The organism is Wolbachia endosymbiont (group A) of Cephus spinipes, from assembly GCF_964026895.1.
Lineage (GTDB): Bacteria > Pseudomonadota > Alphaproteobacteria > Rickettsiales > Anaplasmataceae > Wolbachia > Wolbachia pipientis.
The window spans coordinates 535690-556615 of sequence record NZ_OZ034713.1 but is presented as its reverse complement, the minus strand read 5'-3'; the positions used below and the strand labels follow the sequence as shown (position 1 = coordinate 556615).

General features: G+C 36.1%; 24 protein-coding genes and 2 pseudogenes. 2 read left to right on the top strand and 24 right to left on the bottom strand.

Going from position 1 to position 20926, the window contains the following annotated elements:
- Both AAGD59_RS06925 and AAGD59_RS02635 read left to right on the top strand, forming a co-directional pair.
- Positions 1-162, top strand: coding sequence for a DDE-type integrase/transposase/recombinase (locus tag AAGD59_RS06925; RefSeq protein WP_010082071.1), 162 nt, complete (start codon positions 1-3; stop codon positions 160-162).
- Positions 155-319, top strand: a complete 165-nt coding sequence (locus AAGD59_RS02635) for an IS3 family transposase (RefSeq protein WP_010082072.1) — start codon at positions 155-157, stop codon at positions 317-319. The genes AAGD59_RS06925 and AAGD59_RS02635 overlap by 8 nt, the downstream gene beginning before the upstream one ends.
- Before the next feature lie 403 nt (positions 320-722).
- Here AAGD59_RS02635 and AAGD59_RS02630 read toward each other — a convergent pair whose 3' ends face one another.
- The 24 genes and pseudogenes from AAGD59_RS02630 to AAGD59_RS02515 form a co-directional block, all read right to left on the bottom strand.
- Positions 723-1499 (bottom strand): hypothetical protein, encoded by a 777-nt coding sequence (locus AAGD59_RS02630; protein WP_265028043.1) that lies wholly within the window; start codon positions 1497-1499, stop codon positions 723-725.
- Positions 1500-1564: 65 nt separating this feature from the next.
- Positions 1565-1954 (bottom strand): phage tail tube protein, encoded by a 390-nt coding sequence (locus AAGD59_RS02625; RefSeq protein ID WP_174516995.1) that lies wholly within the window; start codon positions 1952-1954, stop codon positions 1565-1567.
- Positions 1929-2339, bottom strand: a complete 411-nt coding sequence (locus AAGD59_RS02620; RefSeq protein ID WP_015588822.1) for a DUF3168 domain-containing protein — start codon at positions 2337-2339, stop codon at positions 1929-1931. The genes AAGD59_RS02625 and AAGD59_RS02620 overlap by 26 nt, the downstream gene beginning before the upstream one ends.
- A gap of 291 nt (positions 2340-2630) precedes the next feature.
- Entirely contained in the window at positions 2631-3179 is a 549-nt protein-coding gene (locus AAGD59_RS02615) for a head-tail connector protein (RefSeq protein WP_015588823.1), read from the bottom strand.
- A 136-nt stretch (positions 3180-3315) separates the two neighbouring features.
- Positions 3316-3627: a hypothetical protein gene (locus AAGD59_RS02610; RefSeq protein WP_015588824.1), complete on the bottom strand. Its 312-nt coding sequence runs from the start codon at positions 3625-3627 to the stop codon at positions 3316-3318.
- 328 nt (positions 3628-3955) lie between these two features.
- Complete coding sequence (locus AAGD59_RS02605) at positions 3956-5962, bottom strand: ankyrin repeat domain-containing protein (protein WP_341812954.1); 2007 nt, start codon at positions 5960-5962, stop codon at positions 3956-3958.
- A 917-nt stretch (positions 5963-6879) separates the two neighbouring features.
- Complete coding sequence (locus tag AAGD59_RS02600) at positions 6880-8532, bottom strand: recombinase family protein (protein WP_265028042.1); 1653 nt, start codon at positions 8530-8532, stop codon at positions 6880-6882.
- Positions 8441-8716 (bottom strand): hypothetical protein, encoded by a 276-nt coding sequence (locus AAGD59_RS02595; protein ID WP_252153916.1) that lies wholly within the window; start codon positions 8714-8716, stop codon positions 8441-8443. The genes AAGD59_RS02600 and AAGD59_RS02595 overlap by 92 nt, the downstream gene beginning before the upstream one ends.
- Positions 8717-8826: 110 nt before the next feature.
- Positions 8827-9282 (bottom strand): annotated as a pseudogene (locus AAGD59_RS02590) (ankyrin repeat domain-containing protein); the annotation flags it as partial.
- Between the two features lie 37 nt (positions 9283-9319).
- Entirely contained in the window at positions 9320-10030 is a 711-nt protein-coding gene (locus AAGD59_RS02585; protein WP_265028041.1) for an ankyrin repeat domain-containing protein, read from the bottom strand.
- A 168-nt stretch (positions 10031-10198) separates the two neighbouring features.
- Positions 10199-11365 carry a phage tail protein gene (locus AAGD59_RS02580; RefSeq protein WP_265028039.1) on the bottom strand — a complete coding sequence of 389 codons (1167 nt, stop codon included), beginning with the start codon at positions 11363-11365 and terminating at the stop codon, positions 10199-10201.
- A 309-nt stretch (positions 11366-11674) separates the two neighbouring features.
- Positions 11675-12747 (bottom strand): annotated as a pseudogene (locus AAGD59_RS02575) (IS481 family transposase).
- Positions 12748-12822: 75 nt separating this feature from the next.
- Positions 12823-13623: a baseplate J/gp47 family protein gene (locus AAGD59_RS02570; RefSeq protein WP_341812953.1), complete on the bottom strand. Its 801-nt coding sequence runs from the start codon at positions 13621-13623 to the stop codon at positions 12823-12825.
- 2 nt (positions 13624-13625) lie between these two features.
- The gene (locus tag AAGD59_RS02565; protein ID WP_265028037.1) at positions 13626-13961 is read right to left on the bottom strand and encodes a GPW/gp25 family protein; all 336 of its coding nucleotides are present in this window, start codon (positions 13959-13961) and stop codon (positions 13626-13628) included.
- A 2-nt stretch (positions 13962-13963) separates the two neighbouring features.
- The gene (locus tag AAGD59_RS02560; protein ID WP_038250997.1) at positions 13964-14218 is read right to left on the bottom strand and encodes a PAAR domain-containing protein; all 255 of its coding nucleotides are present in this window, start codon (positions 14216-14218) and stop codon (positions 13964-13966) included.
- Positions 14215-14679, bottom strand: a complete 465-nt coding sequence (locus AAGD59_RS02555) for a phage baseplate assembly protein V (protein ID WP_038251007.1) — start codon at positions 14677-14679, stop codon at positions 14215-14217. The genes AAGD59_RS02560 and AAGD59_RS02555 overlap by 4 nt, the downstream gene beginning before the upstream one ends.
- Entirely contained in the window at positions 14666-15139 is a 474-nt protein-coding gene (locus AAGD59_RS02550) for a hypothetical protein (RefSeq protein ID WP_265028036.1), read from the bottom strand. The genes AAGD59_RS02555 and AAGD59_RS02550 overlap by 14 nt, the downstream gene beginning before the upstream one ends.
- Entirely contained in the window at positions 15136-15627 is a 492-nt protein-coding gene (locus tag AAGD59_RS02545; protein ID WP_406833201.1) for a phage tail protein, read from the bottom strand. Before AAGD59_RS02545 ends, AAGD59_RS02550 begins: the two co-directional genes overlap by 4 nt.
- A gap of 19 nt (positions 15628-15646) precedes the next feature.
- Complete coding sequence (locus AAGD59_RS02540; RefSeq protein ID WP_265028035.1) at positions 15647-15958, bottom strand: hypothetical protein; 312 nt, start codon at positions 15956-15958, stop codon at positions 15647-15649.
- Positions 15958-16962 (bottom strand): major capsid protein, encoded by a 1005-nt coding sequence (locus AAGD59_RS02535; protein WP_341812952.1) that lies wholly within the window; start codon positions 16960-16962, stop codon positions 15958-15960. The genes AAGD59_RS02540 and AAGD59_RS02535 overlap by 1 nt, the downstream gene beginning before the upstream one ends.
- 25 nt (positions 16963-16987) lie before the next feature.
- Entirely contained in the window at positions 16988-17356 is a 369-nt protein-coding gene (locus AAGD59_RS02530) for a head decoration protein (RefSeq protein WP_077188124.1), read from the bottom strand.
- Between the two features lie 77 nt (positions 17357-17433).
- Entirely contained in the window at positions 17434-18477 is a 1044-nt protein-coding gene (locus AAGD59_RS02525) for a S49 family peptidase (protein ID WP_341812962.1), read from the bottom strand.
- Positions 18477-19883 (bottom strand): phage portal protein, encoded by a 1407-nt coding sequence (locus AAGD59_RS02520; protein WP_341812951.1) that lies wholly within the window; start codon positions 19881-19883, stop codon positions 18477-18479. Before AAGD59_RS02520 ends, AAGD59_RS02525 begins: the two co-directional genes overlap by 1 nt.
- On the bottom strand, positions 19883-20914 hold the full coding sequence (locus tag AAGD59_RS02515) for a YhcG family protein (protein ID WP_253309293.1): 1032 nt from the start codon (positions 20912-20914) through the stop codon (positions 19883-19885). The genes AAGD59_RS02520 and AAGD59_RS02515 overlap by 1 nt, the downstream gene beginning before the upstream one ends.
- Positions 20915-20926: the final 12 nt, after the last annotated feature.

Below are 20926 nucleotides of genomic sequence, written 5' to 3'. Positions count from 1 at the left end.
ATGAGTAGTGCAATAAATAAACAATTGGTTATGAACTCTTTATTAATGGCCATTAATAGGCGTAAACCTGTTAAAAATCTACTGCTGCACAGTGACCAAGGTTCACAATATACTGCGCAAGGGTATCAATATCTCTTAGCTGTAAAGAATATAGATGAGTAATAAAGGCTGTTGTTACGACAATTCTGTTGCAGAAAGCTTCTTTAGCTCATTGAAAAGAGAAATACTTATTGATACTTCACAACACTCTGCTCAACAAACTAGAACTGCAATATTTGAATACATAGAAATTTTTTATAACAAACAACGTCACTATTAACTATTGCATTCCAGAACAATTTGATGCATCATTCTTTTTGTAAAAAACATTCCACACTTTCTCTCCACTTTTTCTGGGTAAGGTCAGTTGGATTTTCACCAATTGTATTCTAAACGCTTACTTGGCGCACCCATAACAAAAATGCCTGAAAAACGTTAATAATTATATACTATTATTAATAATTATTCAACCATATTTTAAGCTTACAATTTTGAGCTTAACTGACGCTTATGGATAGGGGCAACTCTATCACCCTGTGTTATGTTTATTTTCTAACGGACGCTGATTTTTGTATCGTAATTTCTTGCTATAAATTGGTTATATAAGAGCTGGCTTCTAAAATTTTATAACCCTAATTTGAATTAACAGACAGTAGAATCGAAAGATTATTACAAGGAGAAATCTACACAGATCGACCCTTTTGTGAATCTGCGTTTCTGCTTTCTTCAACTTGTTTTGCAAAAGATGTTTCCTGTTTCTGAAGTGGTTTAGCAATTTCATGCACAATAGCAGCAACCGCTGTTAAAAACGTTTTTAACAATGCACCTAAAGCTCCACCAACTGCTTCCCTGCCATGTATATGAGCTTGCTTTTCGTTATCGTCAGCAGTTTCCCCTGCCCTCCTTCTTGGATCCATCCTATGAGCAATCACCGAAAACAACACTCCCCTGATTGAAGACTTCACTCGTTTCTTTGCTTCATCATCATGTGCTGTTTCATGTCCATGACTTAAGTGTTTAGCGTTCATTAGCTCCTTTTGTTGCTGGGCAAACATGCTACTTAATACTTCTTCTATCGCTTGCTTCCTTCTTTTCTCTCTAACTCTTTTCATAGGTTCTGATTTATCGCGAGTATGCTTTGTGGTTTCAAATTCTGCATCAATATCTTCAGACGCAGCCTGACTATATAAAGTCTCTATGAGCCTGTCTATGCTTCGCTTTATTTGCATAGTCCTTTCGTAACTATCTAAATTATCAATTCCTTCGTCGATCTGATTTAGAATATCCTCAAAAACTTTCAAATAGTCTTGAATATACTGTATTATGTATTGCTTATCTTCCTCTTTGTGTTGTTCTTCTTGATTTTGCTGATTTTCATTTTCTAAACTTCTCTCTCTTTTATCATCGTTATTTTCTTCAATATTATCACCGTCTTCCTCGAAAAGGTCTTTGTCGTTCATGATTTTTTTTAATTTAGTTAAAATTCTCACCAGTTACTATTGTATATGAAAAAATTAAATTAACATTAATGAAAAGCGTTTACAACTTCAGCACTCGCTAAAATTACAGTAAAACTGTCAAAAGCAGCGGGGTCATAATACCTCTCATACAGTTCAACTGAACACCTAAGCCTTATCTTTTCCTTAGCCTTAAAACTAATTTCATAATCATTATTAGAGTTTAGCATAGCAGAATTACGTAATAATTCATCAGCTAATACAGAGTCTAAAATTCCATTAATTTTTATCGTAATATGTCTGCTTCCAGCAGAATCCAATACTTTTCTCCAGCCAAAAGAAGAAATATCTTTTACCTCTTCTCTGTTATTACGCAAAGTAAACCTTAGGTTTCGTATATTATTTAACACAATAAAATTATTGTCATGATCTTTAATTTTTAGCTGTAATTTGCTCATTATCACCTCCTTTTATTAAAATATCAAAATTAATTGTTGAATGTAAAATTTCATCGTGCTGATCCATAGCACAATTACTTTCTAAAATGACCTCACTACTAAAACCTTCAATGCTCTTAAGTATCAAGTTAATATGCCTTATAATGGCAAACATACTGTCTATATGATAAGTATATATGTCGCATGAAAATCTTGCCTTTGTAGCAAAATTGGACAGCATATGCAGGTTGCTATAATTCACTGCGCGCAATCTCAGGTAAGGAATGGTGACCTGTTTAGGTAAGTAGTCATAAATGTTAGTAACATATTTTCTTAAATCAGAATTTGCCTTTAGTGCTGCATAAATGCTATTGTACAACTCATTTATAGCTTGAATTTTTTCCATAATGAATCCTCGTAAAGATATATAGCTAAAACATAAGCAGCATTTCCCGATACAAACTCGTCATCCCGCTACTTGTTAGCGGGATCTATGCTAAGAGATACCGCGAATGAATCGCGGTATGACGTAGGACTGCTGTCATCCCGCTACTTGTTAGCGGGATCTATGTTAAGAGATACCGCGAATGAATCGCGGTATGACGATAAGGTTTATACCTCGTCATCCCGCTGCTTGTTAGCGGGATCTATCCGTAACGGTATGACGTAGTAGCCCAGTTTGGATGACAAGAAAGAGCTACAACACAACCTTTGGTTCGCGAAACGGAGAATATACCTTCTTCACTTCAGATAAATGGCTACTTACCTCCGATTCACGATTTTTGTAAAGAGCAGAAACATGCCGCATAATACCTAGTTTTATCTGCTCAGGAACATTGTCATAGCCAGCCTCGTATACAACATCAACTCTTATTGCATTCAAACAATTGAAAAACTCAACGTAGCCCCCTACATCACTAAAATAATACTTAAGTGTTCTCTTCTCTTGATTTTTAGACATCATTGCAGTAGCCAATACTATCTTACTCACAGGGCCATAGCTTAAATAGATCCTACGAGGTACATAATCTTCATATGAAACTTGCCATGTTTGCTTTACTAGTGACTTTTCCATATGCCACTCAGCATAATCAGTTGCCATAAAAATTAGATCTGAAATCAACTTATCATCCTGGTTGTTCTCAATACGTAAAAAAGATTTAACCTCTTCTAAAGTAACTGGAAAAGATTCAGGCTTAGATTTACGTTGCACAGATATTCTTGGTGAAGTAGATCTTATTGACATAATAACCCTCCTTTTTGATATAGCTAGAATAAGTAAGGTTTACCTCGTGATAGCATGGGGCAAATCTTACTTACTTTAGCTATGCAGCTTGCATGCAACATTAAGTTAGATTGGCGCAGCAACAACTCTGAGTGCTTTATCGTATGAATATATTAAGAAGAGAACGTATTAAAGCTGTTTCTCCTTTTTTGTTGATAAAATTTGAACTTATAGCATATTCAACTAGGCTAGATTTTAGTAGATTGACATTTTGAGAATGAATATTATTGAAGGTGGAGTTTAACTCTTTAGCAAGCAGACTGCGAAATTTCTGCACACTGTCATATGCGATGTTCTCAAGTTCATGTGCAAATTTATCTTGAGCTATAGTTGTTATATCTTCAATTTCCTTATTAAACTCCTCTAGCTTTTTTTCGTTATTTTTAAAATTTTTCGTAAAAGTTTTCATATCAATTAAACTCAACTACTATTATGATTATAATGACAATGAAAAACTACCGAAGTAAAAAATTCACACTACTGTGTAACTTGCAAATACTTTTTACTATAGCTAAAGTGGCTTAGGTTTACCTACAATTTGAAAAACAACAAATTCGTCATCCCGCTGCTTGTTAGCGGGATCTATGCTAAGAGATACCGTGACGGTATGACGGTTCGCGGCGGTATGACGTAGGACTGCTGGGAAACCTTTATTGGGTTAGTTATAGATTCCAGTGCAGCTACTTGCATCTGCCACCTGCAAACTGCAATGTTCGTACAGATGTAGGTGCTAAGTTTTACAAACACCGTTGTGCTGAACCTTGAATATTCACTTCTTTCAATTCAGTGTCAGGAGCGATGGGTTTTGATATTGTGTATGTAATGCCACCGGCTATCAGTGCAGATACCACAGAAGCTGCAACTATTAATAGAACAGACAATCCGGAAGCAATACTAAGAGCAGCACCTACTGCTAACATAGCTGCAAGGCTCGCGTAGGCAACTTTTGGGGAAAATTGTCTTTTTCCTACTTTTTCTAGTGACACTTCATTTGTTTTAGTTTTGCCCAGTTCACCCTCAAGTGGTGTGTTTTCATTCTCCAGACTTTTTATTTTTTGTGTTAGTGATTCATTCTCTTCATTGAGTTTCTCCAGTGTGTCCAGCCTAGCTCCATGTCCAGTGATATAACTTTTCAATTCTGTTAGTTCCTTTTGCGCTTTTTCTAATGGTACTTCGTCTGTTTTAGTTTTTGTTTTTTCTAATTCACTATTAAGCGTTGTGTTTTTACTTTCTAGATCTTGTATTTTTTGTTTTAGCAATTCATTCTTTTTCTGCTCATCCTTTAGCTGAGTACGTAATTCTTTTAACTTAGCTTTACGTTTTTCAACCTTTTCTGCTTTTTCTGGAGTTTCCGTTGCGTTGTGTGTTTTGGAATGAGAAAAGGTACTAGGTACAACCTCAGATGGCTGATCACACATACTGTTTAGTCTATCTATTAGGTCTTCATCCTTTATCAATGAGCGATCTGCTCCATATTTTATCAAAAGTTTTGCTAATTCTTTATTGTCATTTGTAACAGGAAAGTATAAAGGGATATGTTCATCTTGATCTTGTGCATTAACATTTGCTCCATTATCTATTAGATACTTTGCAATCTCTACATAACCATGCACAGCAGCATAATGTAAAGGGGTATGTTTATCTCTATTTCGTGCATCAACATCTGCTCCATGTTTTATCAAAAGTTTTGCTAATTCTTTATTGTTATCTGCAACAGCCCAATGTAAAGGGGTCACGCCATCTTTATCTTGTGCATCAATGTCTTCTCCATTTTCTAATATAGATTGGCCTAAAGCTTCAGATCCATCTCCATCAAAACATATTCCACTGTCGTCACTACTACTTTTATTTAAAAAGGTCTGTTCCCCATTATATGTAGTATACTGCTCTGGATGTTGACTGTGCAAGTCATTATGTTCTATGCGCTTCTGATTATTGGCAAGTCTTTGTTCTGCCTCTTGCAACTTTTGCGCCACAGCATCTCTTTTAGCCAGTTCTCTTTCTAATGTATCATCTACTTTGTTTATATTGTTTTCATTAGTGATTGAGTTTGAAGAAGTCTGTTCATCCTCATCTTGTACATAGATTTTTCTGCTGTTTGGTGTAATTCCGTTGTTCTCTTTCTGATCTCTTGCGTTCCATGCTTGCACTGCAGCAGTTATTTTATTTCCGCCCATAGCTGAATCTCCTGGAGTTTTATTATTAGGCTGCGGTAAAGTGCCTTGTCTATAAGGTTGTCTTCTCGTAGCTCTTGTCTCAGCATAACGTTGTTCTCCTTCCTCTAACATTTTTATTATAGCCTTTTTACCTTTTACATCACCGACAATATCCCTTGGAGTTCGGCCTTGACTATCTTTTAGTGAAGGATTTGCGTTATTGTTCAATAAAAGCTGAGCTATCTCTTGATGACCATGCAAAGCAGCAATGTGCAAAGCAGTTAGCTTAGACTTAGCTTCATCAAGTTCATATATTGGTTCATTAACTTTTGCTTCCTTTGCTAGTAGGAGTTTTACTATTGGTACACTGTTACATTCCACAGCAAGATGTACCAACATATAATTTACAATTTTGTCTGAATCTAATATACTGAACATCTTATCTATCTTCAAATTGTTATAAGTGCTATATACTATTGAGTCTGCATCTTTTAGCTCACTTCCTATTCTTTCAAGTAAATTATTCTCATTTAAACCTTCACTCTTGCTTACCTCATTTATTATTTCAAAAAACTTTTTCTTTTCCATTGCCGTAACCTTTCCTCTCAATTTATTTATTATTGTTGAACAGTCTCACAAAAAAGTTAAGTTTGTCGAAATTCCATGTTTGATCTAAAAATTAGTCATAAACATTTTCTATGCAAGTAGCTGACACTGGTTCACTCTATAATGGTGTCACAGCAGTCCTACATCATGCCACCGCGAACCGTCATACCGCGATTCATTCGCGGTATCTCATCCGCTAACTGTTCTCCCTCATCATACCGTCACGGTATCTCCAGATCCCGCTAACAAGTAGCGGGATGACGAGCTTATCGTCACGCCACCGCGAACCGTCATACCGCGATTCATTCGCGGTATCTCTAGATCCCGCTAACACGTAGCGGGATGACGAATTACTTAACCATCATCTACACCGTCATACCGCGATTCATTCGCGGTATCTCAAAGCATAGATCCCGCTAACACGTAGCGGGATGACGAGGTCATGCCACCGCGCGAACCGTCATACCGTCACGGTATCTCTAGATCCCGCTAACACGTAGCGGGATGACGGTTGTCGTTTAGCCATAAATATTAAGAAATTTACCAAATAAAAAAAAAGGCAAAAGAAGCCCTGGGGTTATTATCTGCTTTAAAATATTGGCGTTTTTTATGTTTTAAACGCTTGACAAGCAAGATTTAGCTGCTTTTAATTGCAACTAACCTACGCTGCAAATGTTTAAGAAATTTACTAAGCAGAAAAAAAGACAAAGAATCCCCGAGTTAGCTAGTCTTTTACTATCTCTGTCGAGTATTGGCATTTTTTGATGTCTTGTAACGCTTTATAAGCGCGTTCAGCTTATTTAGATAAAAATCTAGATGTAGATGAAGTTTTGTAAAGACATACAGTATCTATATACTGCAAAAAATTGAATATAAGACGCCGATACATTAAGTAATCCTTACCTTTTAATCTGCAGATTGGCGAAAGCAAATACAATAGCTTCACTGTTATGACGTCCAGTACAATGTTGCAAATTAAAAATCTCTCCATCCTGGGCTGGTTCTTCGATTCTAAATGCCACTTCTACCTGGTCATGACTAATCTGAATTCGTTCTACTAATGCTTTAATGATACCACGCTTAGTTTGCCAATCTAGCTGTTCCAAGTTCGATTTTATACTAGTATAAAGACTCTTTATACTGTTGATGATAAGGTTCATTCCCTTCTCTATTGCTTTTTGATCAACTACCTTTTTCTTCTCTTCTTCTATCCCTCTTAAGCGTTCCCTCATTCTTTTCATCGTCTGTTTAAATTCTTCCTCACTTATATATCCTTTATCTCCTACATTTTCTTGACTATAATAGTCTTCCATTAACTTTTCGATGCCTTGTTTTATTTGATTTTCCCTTCTTGCAAACTTCTTATCTGATGATTCATCATTTTTATTTTCTGCAATTCTACGGTGATACTCATTTTTTATTATCTCTGGGTTTTTTAGTAAATTTTTCACTTTTTCCCATATAGCTGTTTCTAACATATCTGTACGGACCAATTTATTAGTACACTTCTCCCTACCATCACTAATACGTATAGTACTACTACAGCGATAATAGCTAAACTTCTTTCCCTCAACTCCACATTGTGCACCACTATACGCATATCCACAGTTTTGACACACAACTAGACCTTGTAATAGATATTTCTTTTTTCCTCCCTCTCTCTGTATCCTTGCTCTTTTTCTATTTTCATCCAGTTGCTTTTGTACTTTATTAAACAACCCTTCATCAACTATTTTTGGTACTGGTATATAAATCCAGCTGTCCTCATCTGTGCGACAGATAGAAACCTTTTGTTTATTTCTTTCTCTTCTTTCAACCCTCTTTAATTTACCAAACGCTGCTTGTCCTTTATATGCTGGATTTCTTAATAACTTCCAAATTATTATTGGACACCACACCTTCTTTCCAGTTCTTGTTCTAATTGACTTATCTCTTAGTCTACGTACCACTTCCCTTATACTTATTCTCTCTTGCCCTACCCACATGAATATCTGCTTTACTATTTTTGCTTCCTCTTCATTTATTTCAAACTTTGTCTTTTCTCTATCTACATGCTTTATACGATTATAACCAAAAGGTGCAATGCCAATTACACTTACACAGCCTTTTTTTGCTCTATGGAGTTTTCCCCTACGACTACGTTCCATAATCTTTGTACACTCATATTCTGCCACTAATCCTTGCATTCCCAATAACAATTTAGACTCTGGATTATTTTCAGTCTTATGATTTAAGAATATTACTTCTACTCCTGCTTTTTCAAATTCATCAAGTAATATCATTTGATGTGCAGATTTTCTTGATAATCGGTCAGGTGAATGAATATAAATTTTATCAATTTGATCTTCTCCTACTTTATCACGTAATGCATCTAAACCTTCACGTTCTAAACTCCACCCACTAAGCCCATCATCCTTAAATTCATACTCATTCAATAACTCATGCTTATCTGCAGCAATTCTATGCTTGAGCTCGGCAATTTGACTCTCTATTGTATTGTTCTGCGCTTGACTCTTCGATGAAACTCTTGCATATAAGGCCACTGTTGTCATTTTTCTTTATCTCCTTTTCATTTTTTCTTTTTACCGCATACCTAAGTAACAGCTCATAGGCTTCTGCTAGATGTTGTTCCGCTAATTCATCTGGCTCGTATCGGCAAGTTAATGTTCTTTTTCTCATAGTTTCTCCTGCAAATGTTTTTGTAGTGCAAGGAGCCTTACCACTCCTTTTTTCCATCAATCCATTTACTCTTATGAAAAAGACCAACTTTTATCAGCTACAGCCTTCAAATTTGGTCTAGCCCTTCCTTTGCCAACTGCAGTTGTGCTTTCCGATACGGTTCTCATTTTTTTAAATAATTCTTCAATTCTGTCTATTTCTTCCTTTAATAACTCAGTTATCTCTTTACTATTTTTTGCATAATCCATCGCTGTCATTCCAAATTTATCCGCTTGCTCTATTTCTCCTCCAGCTTTTACCAGCTCCTCCACTATTTCTTTTTCACCTACCATGCACGCAAGGTGTAGAGGTATGCATTTATTTCCATATTCCTCAGCATTTACGTCTGCTCCTGATTTTATCAATTCCTTCACGATTTCTAGACGTTTCTCCGTTACCGCTAGGTGCAGTGCTGTGTATCCTTTCACATCTTCTGCATTCACATTCGCTCCTTTTTCAACTAATAATCTCACTGTTTTTGCGTCTACTGCATAATGCAGAGCTGTTCTTCCATTCTCGTCTCTTGCATAAATATTTTTATATGAGTTCTCTAATAGTGACTCCTCTTTCTCTTTTTTACTCATAACTACCTCACCTTTCCTTTAAATTGAAATCCCTTTTTTAAGCTTTCATTCTCACTACCTCATCTATCATTTCGTTCACTTGGTTCATTATTTTGCTTGCTAAATTTTGACATTCTTTCTTTATTAGCGATTTGTCTCTCTTCCTTATTTCTCCTATCTCTATTATTTTTAGCTCCGGCATGTAGCTTCCATTCAACATATCTGCTATTTCTCCCACTAGCCCCTCTATTCCATAACACGTCAGTTCTCTACTTTTTGTTATTCCTCCTTGTTCTCTCAGAAACTTACTCGCCTTTTCATTCTCTTCGCTATTCCATGAACAATACTTTTCACTTTCCCAGATGTAATACATTGGTGTTGCGCCATATTTATTCAGTTGATTAACCTCAGCCCCTGCCTTTACCAGCTCTTTTATTATTTCAACTCCTGCTCCTCCCATCTTGCACGCATAGTGGAGTGGCGTACATCCACTGACATATTGAGTAGCATTTACTTCTGCTCCTTCCCTTAGCAGCACTTTTACATTTTCTAAGCTTTTTGCAAATACTGCACAGTGTAGTGGTGTATAACCATTTTTATCTCTTGCATTTACCTCTGCTCCTTTTTTTATTAACAACCTCACTGTTTTGTAATCAGAGATTTCTACTGCTTGGTGCAATATCGTCTCTCCTTCTTCATTTCTTTTATTAATGTCTTTAAATCCGTTACTTGATACTTCTTTAAAAAACTTACTCTTGCTAAAACTCATTTCATACCTCACAAAATTAGCTTTTCTAGCGCCAGATAAATTTCTTATGTTTACCTGCTGCTATTCAAGTCATGTCCGTTTTAGCATAAAAAAGCAAGTCTTTTTCTTTTTATTTCATACACTTTTACCTATTATTAATATAATATATGAGTATCTAAATATAAGTACTTAACTTATTAGAGATATTATTCGACTATTTTTCCAACTTCTGTGCAAATGTCGATGTTCGTGCCACCTAAGTACTCCTGGGTAAAACACTAAAATGTGCTTTTCTAATTCATGTATCGAATCTTTTTGCTCTGAATCTAAATCGTTTTCATACTTAATATTGTGTTCTGCTAAACCATATTTTGTAATCTTCTGATCTGTATAGTTTTCTACTTTGTAGTAGTGAGTAACGCTAAACCTTTCTAAAATTGGCTTGTGTTTTAAACTCCAATGTTGCCCTGAAAGTTTATCGTTTCCCAATACAAATTTATTTCCTTTTTCTTCTACGCTACTAACTGGAAAGCACGCATTTATTTCTCCTAATCTCCAACTATCAGATAATACTATCTGTGCTTTCGCAAACTTTATTTCTGGTAATAAATTCTGTGGTAATGGATATAGTGCTTTTAAGTTGTACCACAAATGATCTCTTTCATAGATTCCTTTATAATCCCTTGTGTGAGGCTCTGTTTCCCCAAGTACTGCTACATCTAACCGATATATATCATTACTAAACGCTTGCTCATAATGAACACGAAAAGTGCTAAACTTAAAACTTGGATTTAAGACTTTTAGCTCAAATGCGTTCTTTCTACCAAACGATAATACTGGTCCATCTTTTTCAACCTTTGTACCTGAGTAATCTGATAATAAGCTGCCAAATACACTCTCATCTAAAATAAACCTGTCAACGTTGTAGTGGTCATTAAAAATTCTCATTAGCCGTGATCTTGCTGGTAATGATAGTTTTGCAAGTTCTACAACCGCGTCTACAAAAAAGTTATTTGGAACATTCTTTATTCCTATCTGCAGCTCAAAGAAGTGCTTACCAGGTGGCTCCTCGATAATTGTAATATCTTCTATATTTGCCCATTTTAGTGCTATTTTTAGTGACGCTGGGGTTCCTCTCAGTCTTTGAAATTTTACTCCTTCTACTACGGCTTTTCTTTTATCCTTTATCCAACGTAGAATTTCCCCAAATTCATATTCCTCAATCAACCACGGCAACGTTTCTTCTTTCAGGTTGAACTTAAACCCTCTGATACAGCTTGGATCAACCTTATAATCTATTGCATCAACCAGTGCTTGCTCTTGCTTTGTTGCGTTTGGCGGCAATAAACTTTTCATTTGTCTTTTCTTTCAAGTTGCTTTAATTTCCTTTATTTAGGTAGCTTATGAGTAAGCAAGAGATCATTTCAGAACTGATCAAAAATAAAGATGTTCTTAATATCGAAAACACTTTCCATAATATTTGACCATATTATCCATACTTTAAAAAACAAATTACAACTTCTGGAAGAAAATCAATACTTTCGTCTCCCTAACATTGGATCCAGTAAACCTTAAACCACTTATTGCACGCAATCCCCTCACTGGCACAAAACAAAAAAATACGTTTTAAATGTACTAGACACAACTTAATCTGACAGGCGAGAATTAACTGACAGAAGAATTGAGGTAGTTAAAACTAATATCAGTCTTTTGTTTAATGTTATTAATATTTTTCTGAAAAGCAATTTGTTTGCTATCAAGAAAAGTTTGCATAGGCATAGCAATATTTGCCTGAATGAGGCCTTGTCTCATTGTAAGAACGCAGCCAATGATCAACATCAATCTGCAGATCTTCCAAAGAACTGTAGATTTTCTTTCTAAAGATAATATTGTAACACTCATCTTGCATAGTTTTATGAAACCTCTCGCATATGCCATTAGTTTGTGGAGAATTGGCCTTAGTTCTTGAATGATCAATGTTTTCAATTCCCAAGTAAAGCTGATAAGCATGATTCTCTGGTTTGCCACAGTATTCTGTACCCCTATCAGTCAAAATGCGGGATAATGGCACAGTTTGTCCATCAAAGAATGGTATGACTCTATCATTAAGAAGATCTGCGGCAGTGATTGCAGTTTTGTCTGTGTAAAGCTTTGCCATAGCAACCCTTGAATAGGTATCAATGAAAGTTTGCTGGTAGATCCTTCCTATACCTTTGATATTGCCTACATAATAAGTGTCTTGAGAACCCAAATAACCAGGATGCTCTGTTTCAATTTCACCATGTGCTTCCCTTTGTTCTTTCACTTTCTCTAAAGCTGCAAGTTGCTCTTCAGTTAAAATTATGCCATCTTGTGCAACCTTCGCTTCAAGGGCTTTAAGTCTTTTTTTGAACGTTTCAATGTTGTTTCTTATCCATACAGATCTCACACCACCTTCGGAAATTATTATACCTCTTTTTCTCAGCTCATTTGCAGCTCTTTGCTGTCCATATGCTGGAAATTTTGTTGCAATATTTACTACTGCTCTTTCTATATCTTCGGAAACTCTGTTTGCAAATAGCGGTTTTTTCTTGCTGATTTCATGTAATGCCTCTTCTCCTCCATTTTCGTATAACTCCTTGAATCTATAAAACGTATCTCTTCATTACCTTGCACGCTTGAGATACATTCCCGAGCTGTTTTGCTAGCTCTAATAAACCTAGTTTTGGTTTTAATATTTTTGTTTGTATTATATTCATTTCTAACACTCCTTTCTTTTATTACTTTATAACTTACTTTTTTAAAATGTCAGATCAAATCTTGTTTAATACATTTTAAATCCTATCTAACTTGACGTAGCCAAGCACTGCACACTCATTCCCCAGAACCACAACATCCTCTCTTGGCTCGATTAATTCTACGTTTTCTACACCCTCTACAAACAAATTTGCTATTATCCACGATCTTGTCACACTCCACCCTAATCTTTTTGCTAATTCAAACTTCTGAATAAACTGCTTCTTAATTTCCTCCTTCGATATTACAGGACTTATGCTCATTCTGCTGTGAATATCTATTTCCGTAATATTGCAACCAATTACTGTTATCGTATCTGTTAACACCCTTATATCATCTCTAGTAACCTGCTTTTTTACAATTTCAAGTAGCTCTTCTAACGCTATGCCAGTTGTGGATAATTGTGTTGATAAGATTGAAATTTGTACTTTCCCTGGTATAGTTGATTCCACTAGTGCATCTTTTACTCTACTATCTGCTGACAGGGCATGATATCGATAGTGCTCTTTACTCCCTCCTGTGCTTGAGCCAACTATTCTTGCCTTGATTCTTTTTCTGAAGCGTTCATCTTCTTCTCCATCTTGCCTCTCTGCTCCATAAAACTCAGCTAAATTATCAAGCTCTTCTCCCCTTGCAAACTTGAGTAAATTGCTTTTTACCGCTTCATTTATTCTTTGTCTCAGCAAAAGCTCTCTCCAGGCTGCTACTTCTAATACCTTCATCGCTGGGTCACTTTCTACTAATGCTGTAAAACTTGCATCACACTTCACCAACTCTTCCCTCATCCGAGACAGAATTTCTTCGAAGTTCAGTGGCTCAATAATGTTAGTCTGCTGCATCTTTATACTACAACCCCATCAAAGCGAATGTTTTTCCCACTTGGTAAGTATAATCCTTCTAGGTCAAGCGTTACTTTTCCCTCTTTTACTTCTGTAATTTTTACTTTTTCTAACTTAAATCTCTTCTCAAATTTCCCCAGTGCTTCTGCTGTTGCTGCATAGATTTCCAAAGTTAAATCCCTATTTATTGGCTTATCTACTAATTCAAATAGTCTTGAACCATAATCTCTTCTCATTATTCTACTGTTAATAGGAGTGGTCAGTATATCAATTATCGACTGCTTTAAGTGCTCTATTCCTTCTAACGTTTTTCCTGTTTTAGCATCCATACCCTTCATTTCTATTTTGCAAAGACGCTTTCACTGCCTTTTATTACTTTAAACCCACATGAAACTATATCTCCTACTCTTCCTACACTAAGACCATTTGCAAACACTGTTTTTGATCCTTGAATCATTACTTTTCCTTCACTAAAACTGTCTCCTTGTCTACATATTGACTTACCGTTTACAAAAACATTATTACTTCCGCTAATGCAGAAATGTGGTATAGCTTCTCCACAGTAGTCTCCTAACCTCACTATTCCTTTGTTCAATTTAAGTCGATCCTTTCTGCTTTCAGTTTTATTCCACTTTTTGTCATTTCTATACTTGATCCCCCAACTTTCAGTGTTATTTTGTCTACTACTTCAATCTCTAAATGATGTTTATCTTTATCGTATGACAACTTTGTTCCATCTTGAAATGTTAAGCTACTCACCTCTTTTTTATTTTCTGGTGCAGAGTACTTTTGTTGATATATTCCAGGAAGTACTACTCCTAATGATAACTCTCCCAATGGTGACAATATTACTACCTGTTCATTTATGCTTGGTGGTAGCCAGCTTCTTTCCTCTCCTGCTCTAGAAGTTATCCATGGAAGAAAATCTGTTAAAAGTTCTCCTATCTTCACTCTTACTTTTGCTTTCTCATAATCTACTTCTTTTACAACTCCTATTCGTACAATGTTTGCTAACTTTCTTTGCAGCTCTGAAATAGCAAAATTACTCTCTAACATTTTCTTCTATTATAATCGTATGTGGCTTAATCTTATTTTCTGTCCATATCGATTTACCTAAATGAAGCTGATGACTCCAATCAACCATCCACACCAAATATGCATCTAACTCCGGCCTAAATCCGTCAATTTCCGCAGAGATAAACTCTCCTGGTGAAACATTTTTCACGTTCCAAGTATTTTTATTTACTACTCTTGCTACTTCTGCTGCTAATGTTCTGACAATAATAGCTGCATTTTCTATTGTGCTATCAATCACAATTCGTGCTTCAAACCTTGCTTTCAGAGCTAATTCTTCTGTTCCTGGATCACTTCCTTTTTCAAAGCTGCTAAGTTCCACAAATACCGCTGGTGCTAATAATTCTTTCCTTATTGCTGGATAAATTTCACATGTCTGTATAGCCGGTATTTCTTCCTTCAGTGTGCTGCAAATTGCTTGATGTAAATCTTGCCAATTCATATAGGTGTAATGTCACTTAATTCGCGGTGGAAGAATTTTTTAAATACCTTTTCAACTTCATAATTAACAAGATTCCCTATTATCCTTGAAGCCTCAGGTTCTAGTGGCAACTTAACTTCCTTTATTGGCAATGCTGCTCTTCCTTCACGCTTAAAAATACCGCTATTTCCTTTTGGCATAACTGCTGCAAATCCTCCTATAAACTCATGCTTTCCTACTTTCGATCCTCTTCTTATTTTTTGTATTTTGCCAATTGTCGATGCTCTAATGTCATAGAGATTTGCTCTAATTAACACGTCTAATCTGCTAGTTTTCGCCTTAAAAATTCTTAGCCTTCTTCTCATTATCGTCAATTTTATCTTCTTTTCCTCACTGATTTCCTTAGCTGCTTGCGCTTTTAACCATAGTGCCGTTTTGTTTAACGCTTTTATAGCTGCCAGTTTTACTTTCTGCTCTTTTTCGTCAATATTGTAGACTATTTCATTAATATTGTTACTAATTTTAATATCAAACACTTTCTATTGCCTCAATTTTCCATATTTCACTCGAAGAATCTTTTAACGGTGGTTCAAAAATCTTGTAGAACCTTTTTTCAATCTTGATATAATCACCTATGCTAAAGGAAGTAACGTCCTGATCACGTATTTCTATAGAAGCAATTTGCTGAGTTAATGCTCCATCTGCACCTAGAGAGTACGTAGTCTCAGGACGTTTAATTAGCACTTTTATTTTTCGAATCGCCTCCTTATTTTTATTACAGTATATGGCTTCCACTCCTAAATGCTCAAAACAATCTTTCAATAGTTTTCCTATATTCATCAGCTAGAACTAATTTTTACTAGCACTCCAGGTCTGTGGCACATTGGCAGAGGATTTGACTGCGTATGTAAATCGGTCCCTCTATCAAATCTTCTTGGCTCTTGTTTTGCGTATAGTGGCTGTCCAAGAGTATTTACTGTTTCATTAAAATCTGCTGGTGCAAAATATGTTGTAAATGTGCTCGCTGTTCCTACTGGAAAACAATGACCTGTATCTTTGTCAATAAATCTTCTCACGGTTCCTTCAGGATCAGTTGCTTGCCCTCTATATTCCTCAAATGTGATTCCGCAGAACGTAAATCCTGACCTCATATCATTCCGAAGTAGCGCTCCTTCTTGCCATCTTTCATATGCTTCTTTTACTTTAGAATGAGAAGTTAGTGCATCAAAAAACTCAGGGCTTACCAAGGCATGAATTCCAGTCATATATTCACCACTTAGATTATCTTCTATATGCCGGAGTACTTCCAGACACTTACGCTTGACATCTGTTGTTGCTGTTCCTAGTGCAAAATTTACTACTTTTGGTGTGATTTCAAATTCGTTGTATAGATTTAATAGCTCTGACCCATCTGCGTCCAGAATAATCCCTTTCAGCGCTCCCATACGCAAATGCTCTAATGTTATTGCATGTTTGTTTCTCATTAGCTGTAAATGGTCAGTTATTACGTCTGCCAGCGCTTTTAGTTCACTTTCTGATCCAAATGCTCTTATTCCTTGCACTTCTTCTGGCAGCACTACATCATCGTGAGGAATATGTGGAATCGTAAACGTTCTTACCTTTCTCTTTCCACGCTTACCTACTGTTGCTGGTGCTCCTGGAATTTGCGTTGGCAATAGGCTTAAAACTCCATTATGTTCTTCTATGGTAATATGTCTAAATCTTACTGACCTACTTGGAAACAAATTTAAATTTTCAACTCGTCCATAATTTATCGGCAATATATTTATCGCATTTGTTAGTGCCGTCATGCTAAATGCTGTATTTGTAAATGGATTTTGCATTCTTTTTTCCCCTTATTAATTTAAGTTACACTCCCTTGCGGACAATGATCCCTCGTCCTTCAAGTTGCTTTATTGCTGCAGCTTTTTGCTCTTCAGTGATACCTGTTGGCCACACAATTGCATGATCTGCTAGCATTGCTATACGTGTAATGATTACTGCTTTGGCATTTTCTGTCGCATTTACATCACTTACTATCGCACCTATTGCTGTTTGTGTACCATCTGTTGCAGTTGGATTTATTATCTTAATCATGTTATCCTTATCACTACCAACAACTGTACCAAGTTTAAGATTTTGTCCCTTGGCTACCGTTATTTGGTCTCTTGAATATAGACTTGATGCCTCATACTTTAATAAGTCACCTAGATTATTTTGTTCGATTATACAACTCATAAAATTTCCTCATTTATTTTCTCCTTTAGTTTTACCGCCATGTTTGTAATTGTTGTACGCGGCGGTTATAAAAAAACTTAAATACTTGATTGCGCTCTAGTCCTTGCTACCTCCATCATCAACTCTTCTCCTGAATTCTGTGGTATTGCACTCAGTATTTCTGTCTTCTTCGTTCGCTCTGCTAGCAGTTCCATTAAAACTTCCCTGGCTTGCTCAACACTTACGCTTTCCTCAATAAATTCTTCTATTTTCTCTGGCATTCGTGATAGATTACATAACCGTATTAATTCAAGAACTTCATTACGATACTTAGTCAAATTATCAGTTTCTAGGTCAGTTGTAGTTTGTTCATTCATAGTAATACTCCTGTTTTTATTAATAGATGAAAGAATTGTCATTCCGTCTGCAAGGCCTATTTCTACTGCTTTCTCCCCAAAATATAGCCCTGCCTCTGTTGATCGAATCTTTTCAATTGAAAGACCTCTGTTCCTTGCTATTAGCTGCAAAAACATTTCATATAGTCGATCTACTTCTTTTTGTAAGCTTTCCAGACTTTCAGACGTCATTGGCTCATGCGGATTTAAATCATTCTTTCGACTACCAGCAAAAATTGCGGTGTACTTAATACCTTGTTTTTCGTCAAATTTACTTTGATCTATATGACTTGCTATTACTCCTATACTCCCAACTCCTGAAGTGCGGGTGAGAAAAATCTTTTCAGCGCTAGAAGCTATAGCATATGCAGCAGAATATGCATCATCATTTGCTATCGCTATTATCCTCTTTTTTCCTCTTGCACTATAGACAAAATCAGCTAAGTCAAATACTCCATTTACCTCTCCTCCTGGGCTATCTATATCAAGTAGAATCGTCTCTATGCTTTTATTTCCTAAAGCACTCTCTATCTCTTCATGAATTTTTTCATATGATGTCATTCCCAGAAAACCATCAAACACGCCTGGTTTTTTCGTCAGAATTCCATGAATTGATATAATTGCAGTTCTTTCTACATTATTTTTGATGGAGTGCTTTATGTTTTTAAATGTGGGATGTTTTTGATTGTTCAATGACAAGAGCTCAAAACTCCTTGGTTCAAGCATTAATGGTTTTCCTAAGAGCATCATAATCCTTTACAATCAGAGTCAAACATTAAGTTGAGACTATTTGCACGCTTTTGATCTTCTGCTATTTCTTGGTCAATTTCTTCTACATCGTAACCCATTTCTGATACTACTTCCGATCGACTCTTAAATCCATTCCTTACTGCCATTTGCTGTGCTTGCTGGTCTTTCAGTGGATCCACCCAATCAAATCCCTGTGGTATCCATTTTACTTCTTCTTTCGCTGCTTTTACTACTTTTTCATCTATACAGAGTTCTCTACAAAGTACTGCTAACTCTAGCCATCTATTCCATACTGGTCTGCAAAATTGGAATACCATAATGTTATGTTGCAGCATAGCGCATCGACGACGAAACTCTATTAATCCTGCTCTAATTGATGAATAATTAACGCCGGTTAAATCTCCTGTTAGCTGCTCATATGTTATCCCTGTACCAATCGCTATTGCCCTGAGTTGCTGTCTTATAAACGCTTCATAACTTCCTCCAACATCTGACGGCTCTGAAAATTTTATGTCTTCTCCTGGCTCTAAAAGCTGCATTGTTCCAGGTTCTAGGCCAGATAGTGCTACTCCTTGCTCATTACTTTCACCTTCTCCTAAAATATTTGCTTCTGGATCGAGTCTCGTAATAAATCCTGCAAACATCGCCGCTGTCTTTTTTCTCACTAATTCTGCATCATCGTATTGATCAAGCTCATAAAGTTTCAGCAGTATATTAGAAAGCCAAGGCTCCCCTCTGATTTGCCCAGGTCTTAATGGTCTATAAATATGTAAAACATCGTTTGCTGGTACTCTCACTGACTCTCCAAACGTACTTTCACCAGGGTGTTCTTTAAATAGGTAGTATGCTTCTCTTTGCCCAAGTCTGTTAAACTCAATCCCGTTTCTTATTACATTACCATTTCCTAAAGTTTGATTTGTTTTATTGTCTAAATGTTCAGACTCAAGTACTTGCAGTTGTAATGGTACAGAAAATCCATCCTCTAGCTTTCTTGTTCGGAGTCGTACAAAACATTCTCCTCCCTCTATCATACTTCTGCATACTAGAGCTTGTAATCCATAAAAATCACTTACTCCGTTACTATCTGCTTCATCTGTCCATCTTAGCCATAATTCTTGCACTTTCTTTCGAAATTCCGCATCTCTTGCTTTTGATTGTGGTTTTATTCCTGTTCCAATAGAGTTACTTACTATTGTATCAATGATATTTGCTGCATATGGATTTTTTCTCACCATATCACGTGATCGACTACGTAAGTGCTCAAGGCTTTGAGACAGCAAATTGTTTATGCTTCCTGTTTCTCCTTGCCAATACATTATCCTTCTTCCTGATCCTGCAGCGTCCCATGCAGAACTTTTTGGTTTTGGTTTATTGAATAGTTGCTTGAATGATTTGAGTAGCATTACTTTTCTTTATCTGAAACTTTGGATAACTCAGCCTCTAGCTCTTCTACTGTTGGTAAAGCTGCCTTTATATTCTTTGGTAGATTTTCAGTAATTTTATATTCTGCCAACCCTATCGGTTTATTTATGTCTTTCAGTGTATACTTAGCTAGTACGTTATCCTTTGACTTGCATAAAATTAATCCTATAGATGGTTGATCTGTTTCGTGCTTTAGTAAATCATCAACGGCTGAAAGATAAAAATTCATTTTACCTGCATACTCTGGCTTGAAATCTTTGTCTTTTAGCTCGATTACTACAAAGCAACGTAACTTTAAATGGTAAAACAATAAATCAATATAAAAGTCTTTATTTCCAACATCTAAGTGAAATTGCCTACCAACAAATGCAAATCCTTCCCCTAGCTCTAGCAGAAATTTTTCCACATGGCCTACAAGACCTTTTTCTACTTCTCTTTCGTGAGCATCGTCTCCTATACTCAAAAAATCAAAAATATATGGATCTTTTAATGTATAATGTGCTAAATCTGACTGCGGAGAAGGTAATTTATCTTTGAAGTTAGTAACAGCTTTTCCTTGACGTTTGTGCAATTCACGTTCGATTTGCATCACCATTATACTACGTGACCAACCGTGCTCTATAGCCTTTTGAAAATAGAATAGTCTTTCTTTTCGATCTTTTACTTTATCTAAAATAACTACAATATGAAACCAAGGCAATTGTGCAGCAACCTGCTGCGTAAATTCAGTATCTTGATATTCTGCAGCAAATTGGCGCATATACGTAAGATTCCTAGCACTAAACCCCTTCATTTCTGGAAATGCGCTTCTTAAATCCTTACTTAGCTGATCTATGATTTTAGCACCCCAACCATGTTCTTTTTGGCGCCTTAAGATCTCTGTACCAATATAGTGATAAAGCACAATGAGTTTGCTATTTACTGCTAATGCTGCTTTATAACGACTAGTAGCAATCTGCTCTTTTAGCTGCTCTAAAAATTCTGTGTATTCTTTTGCTATAACTTTTGTCATAAAATTCCTTTC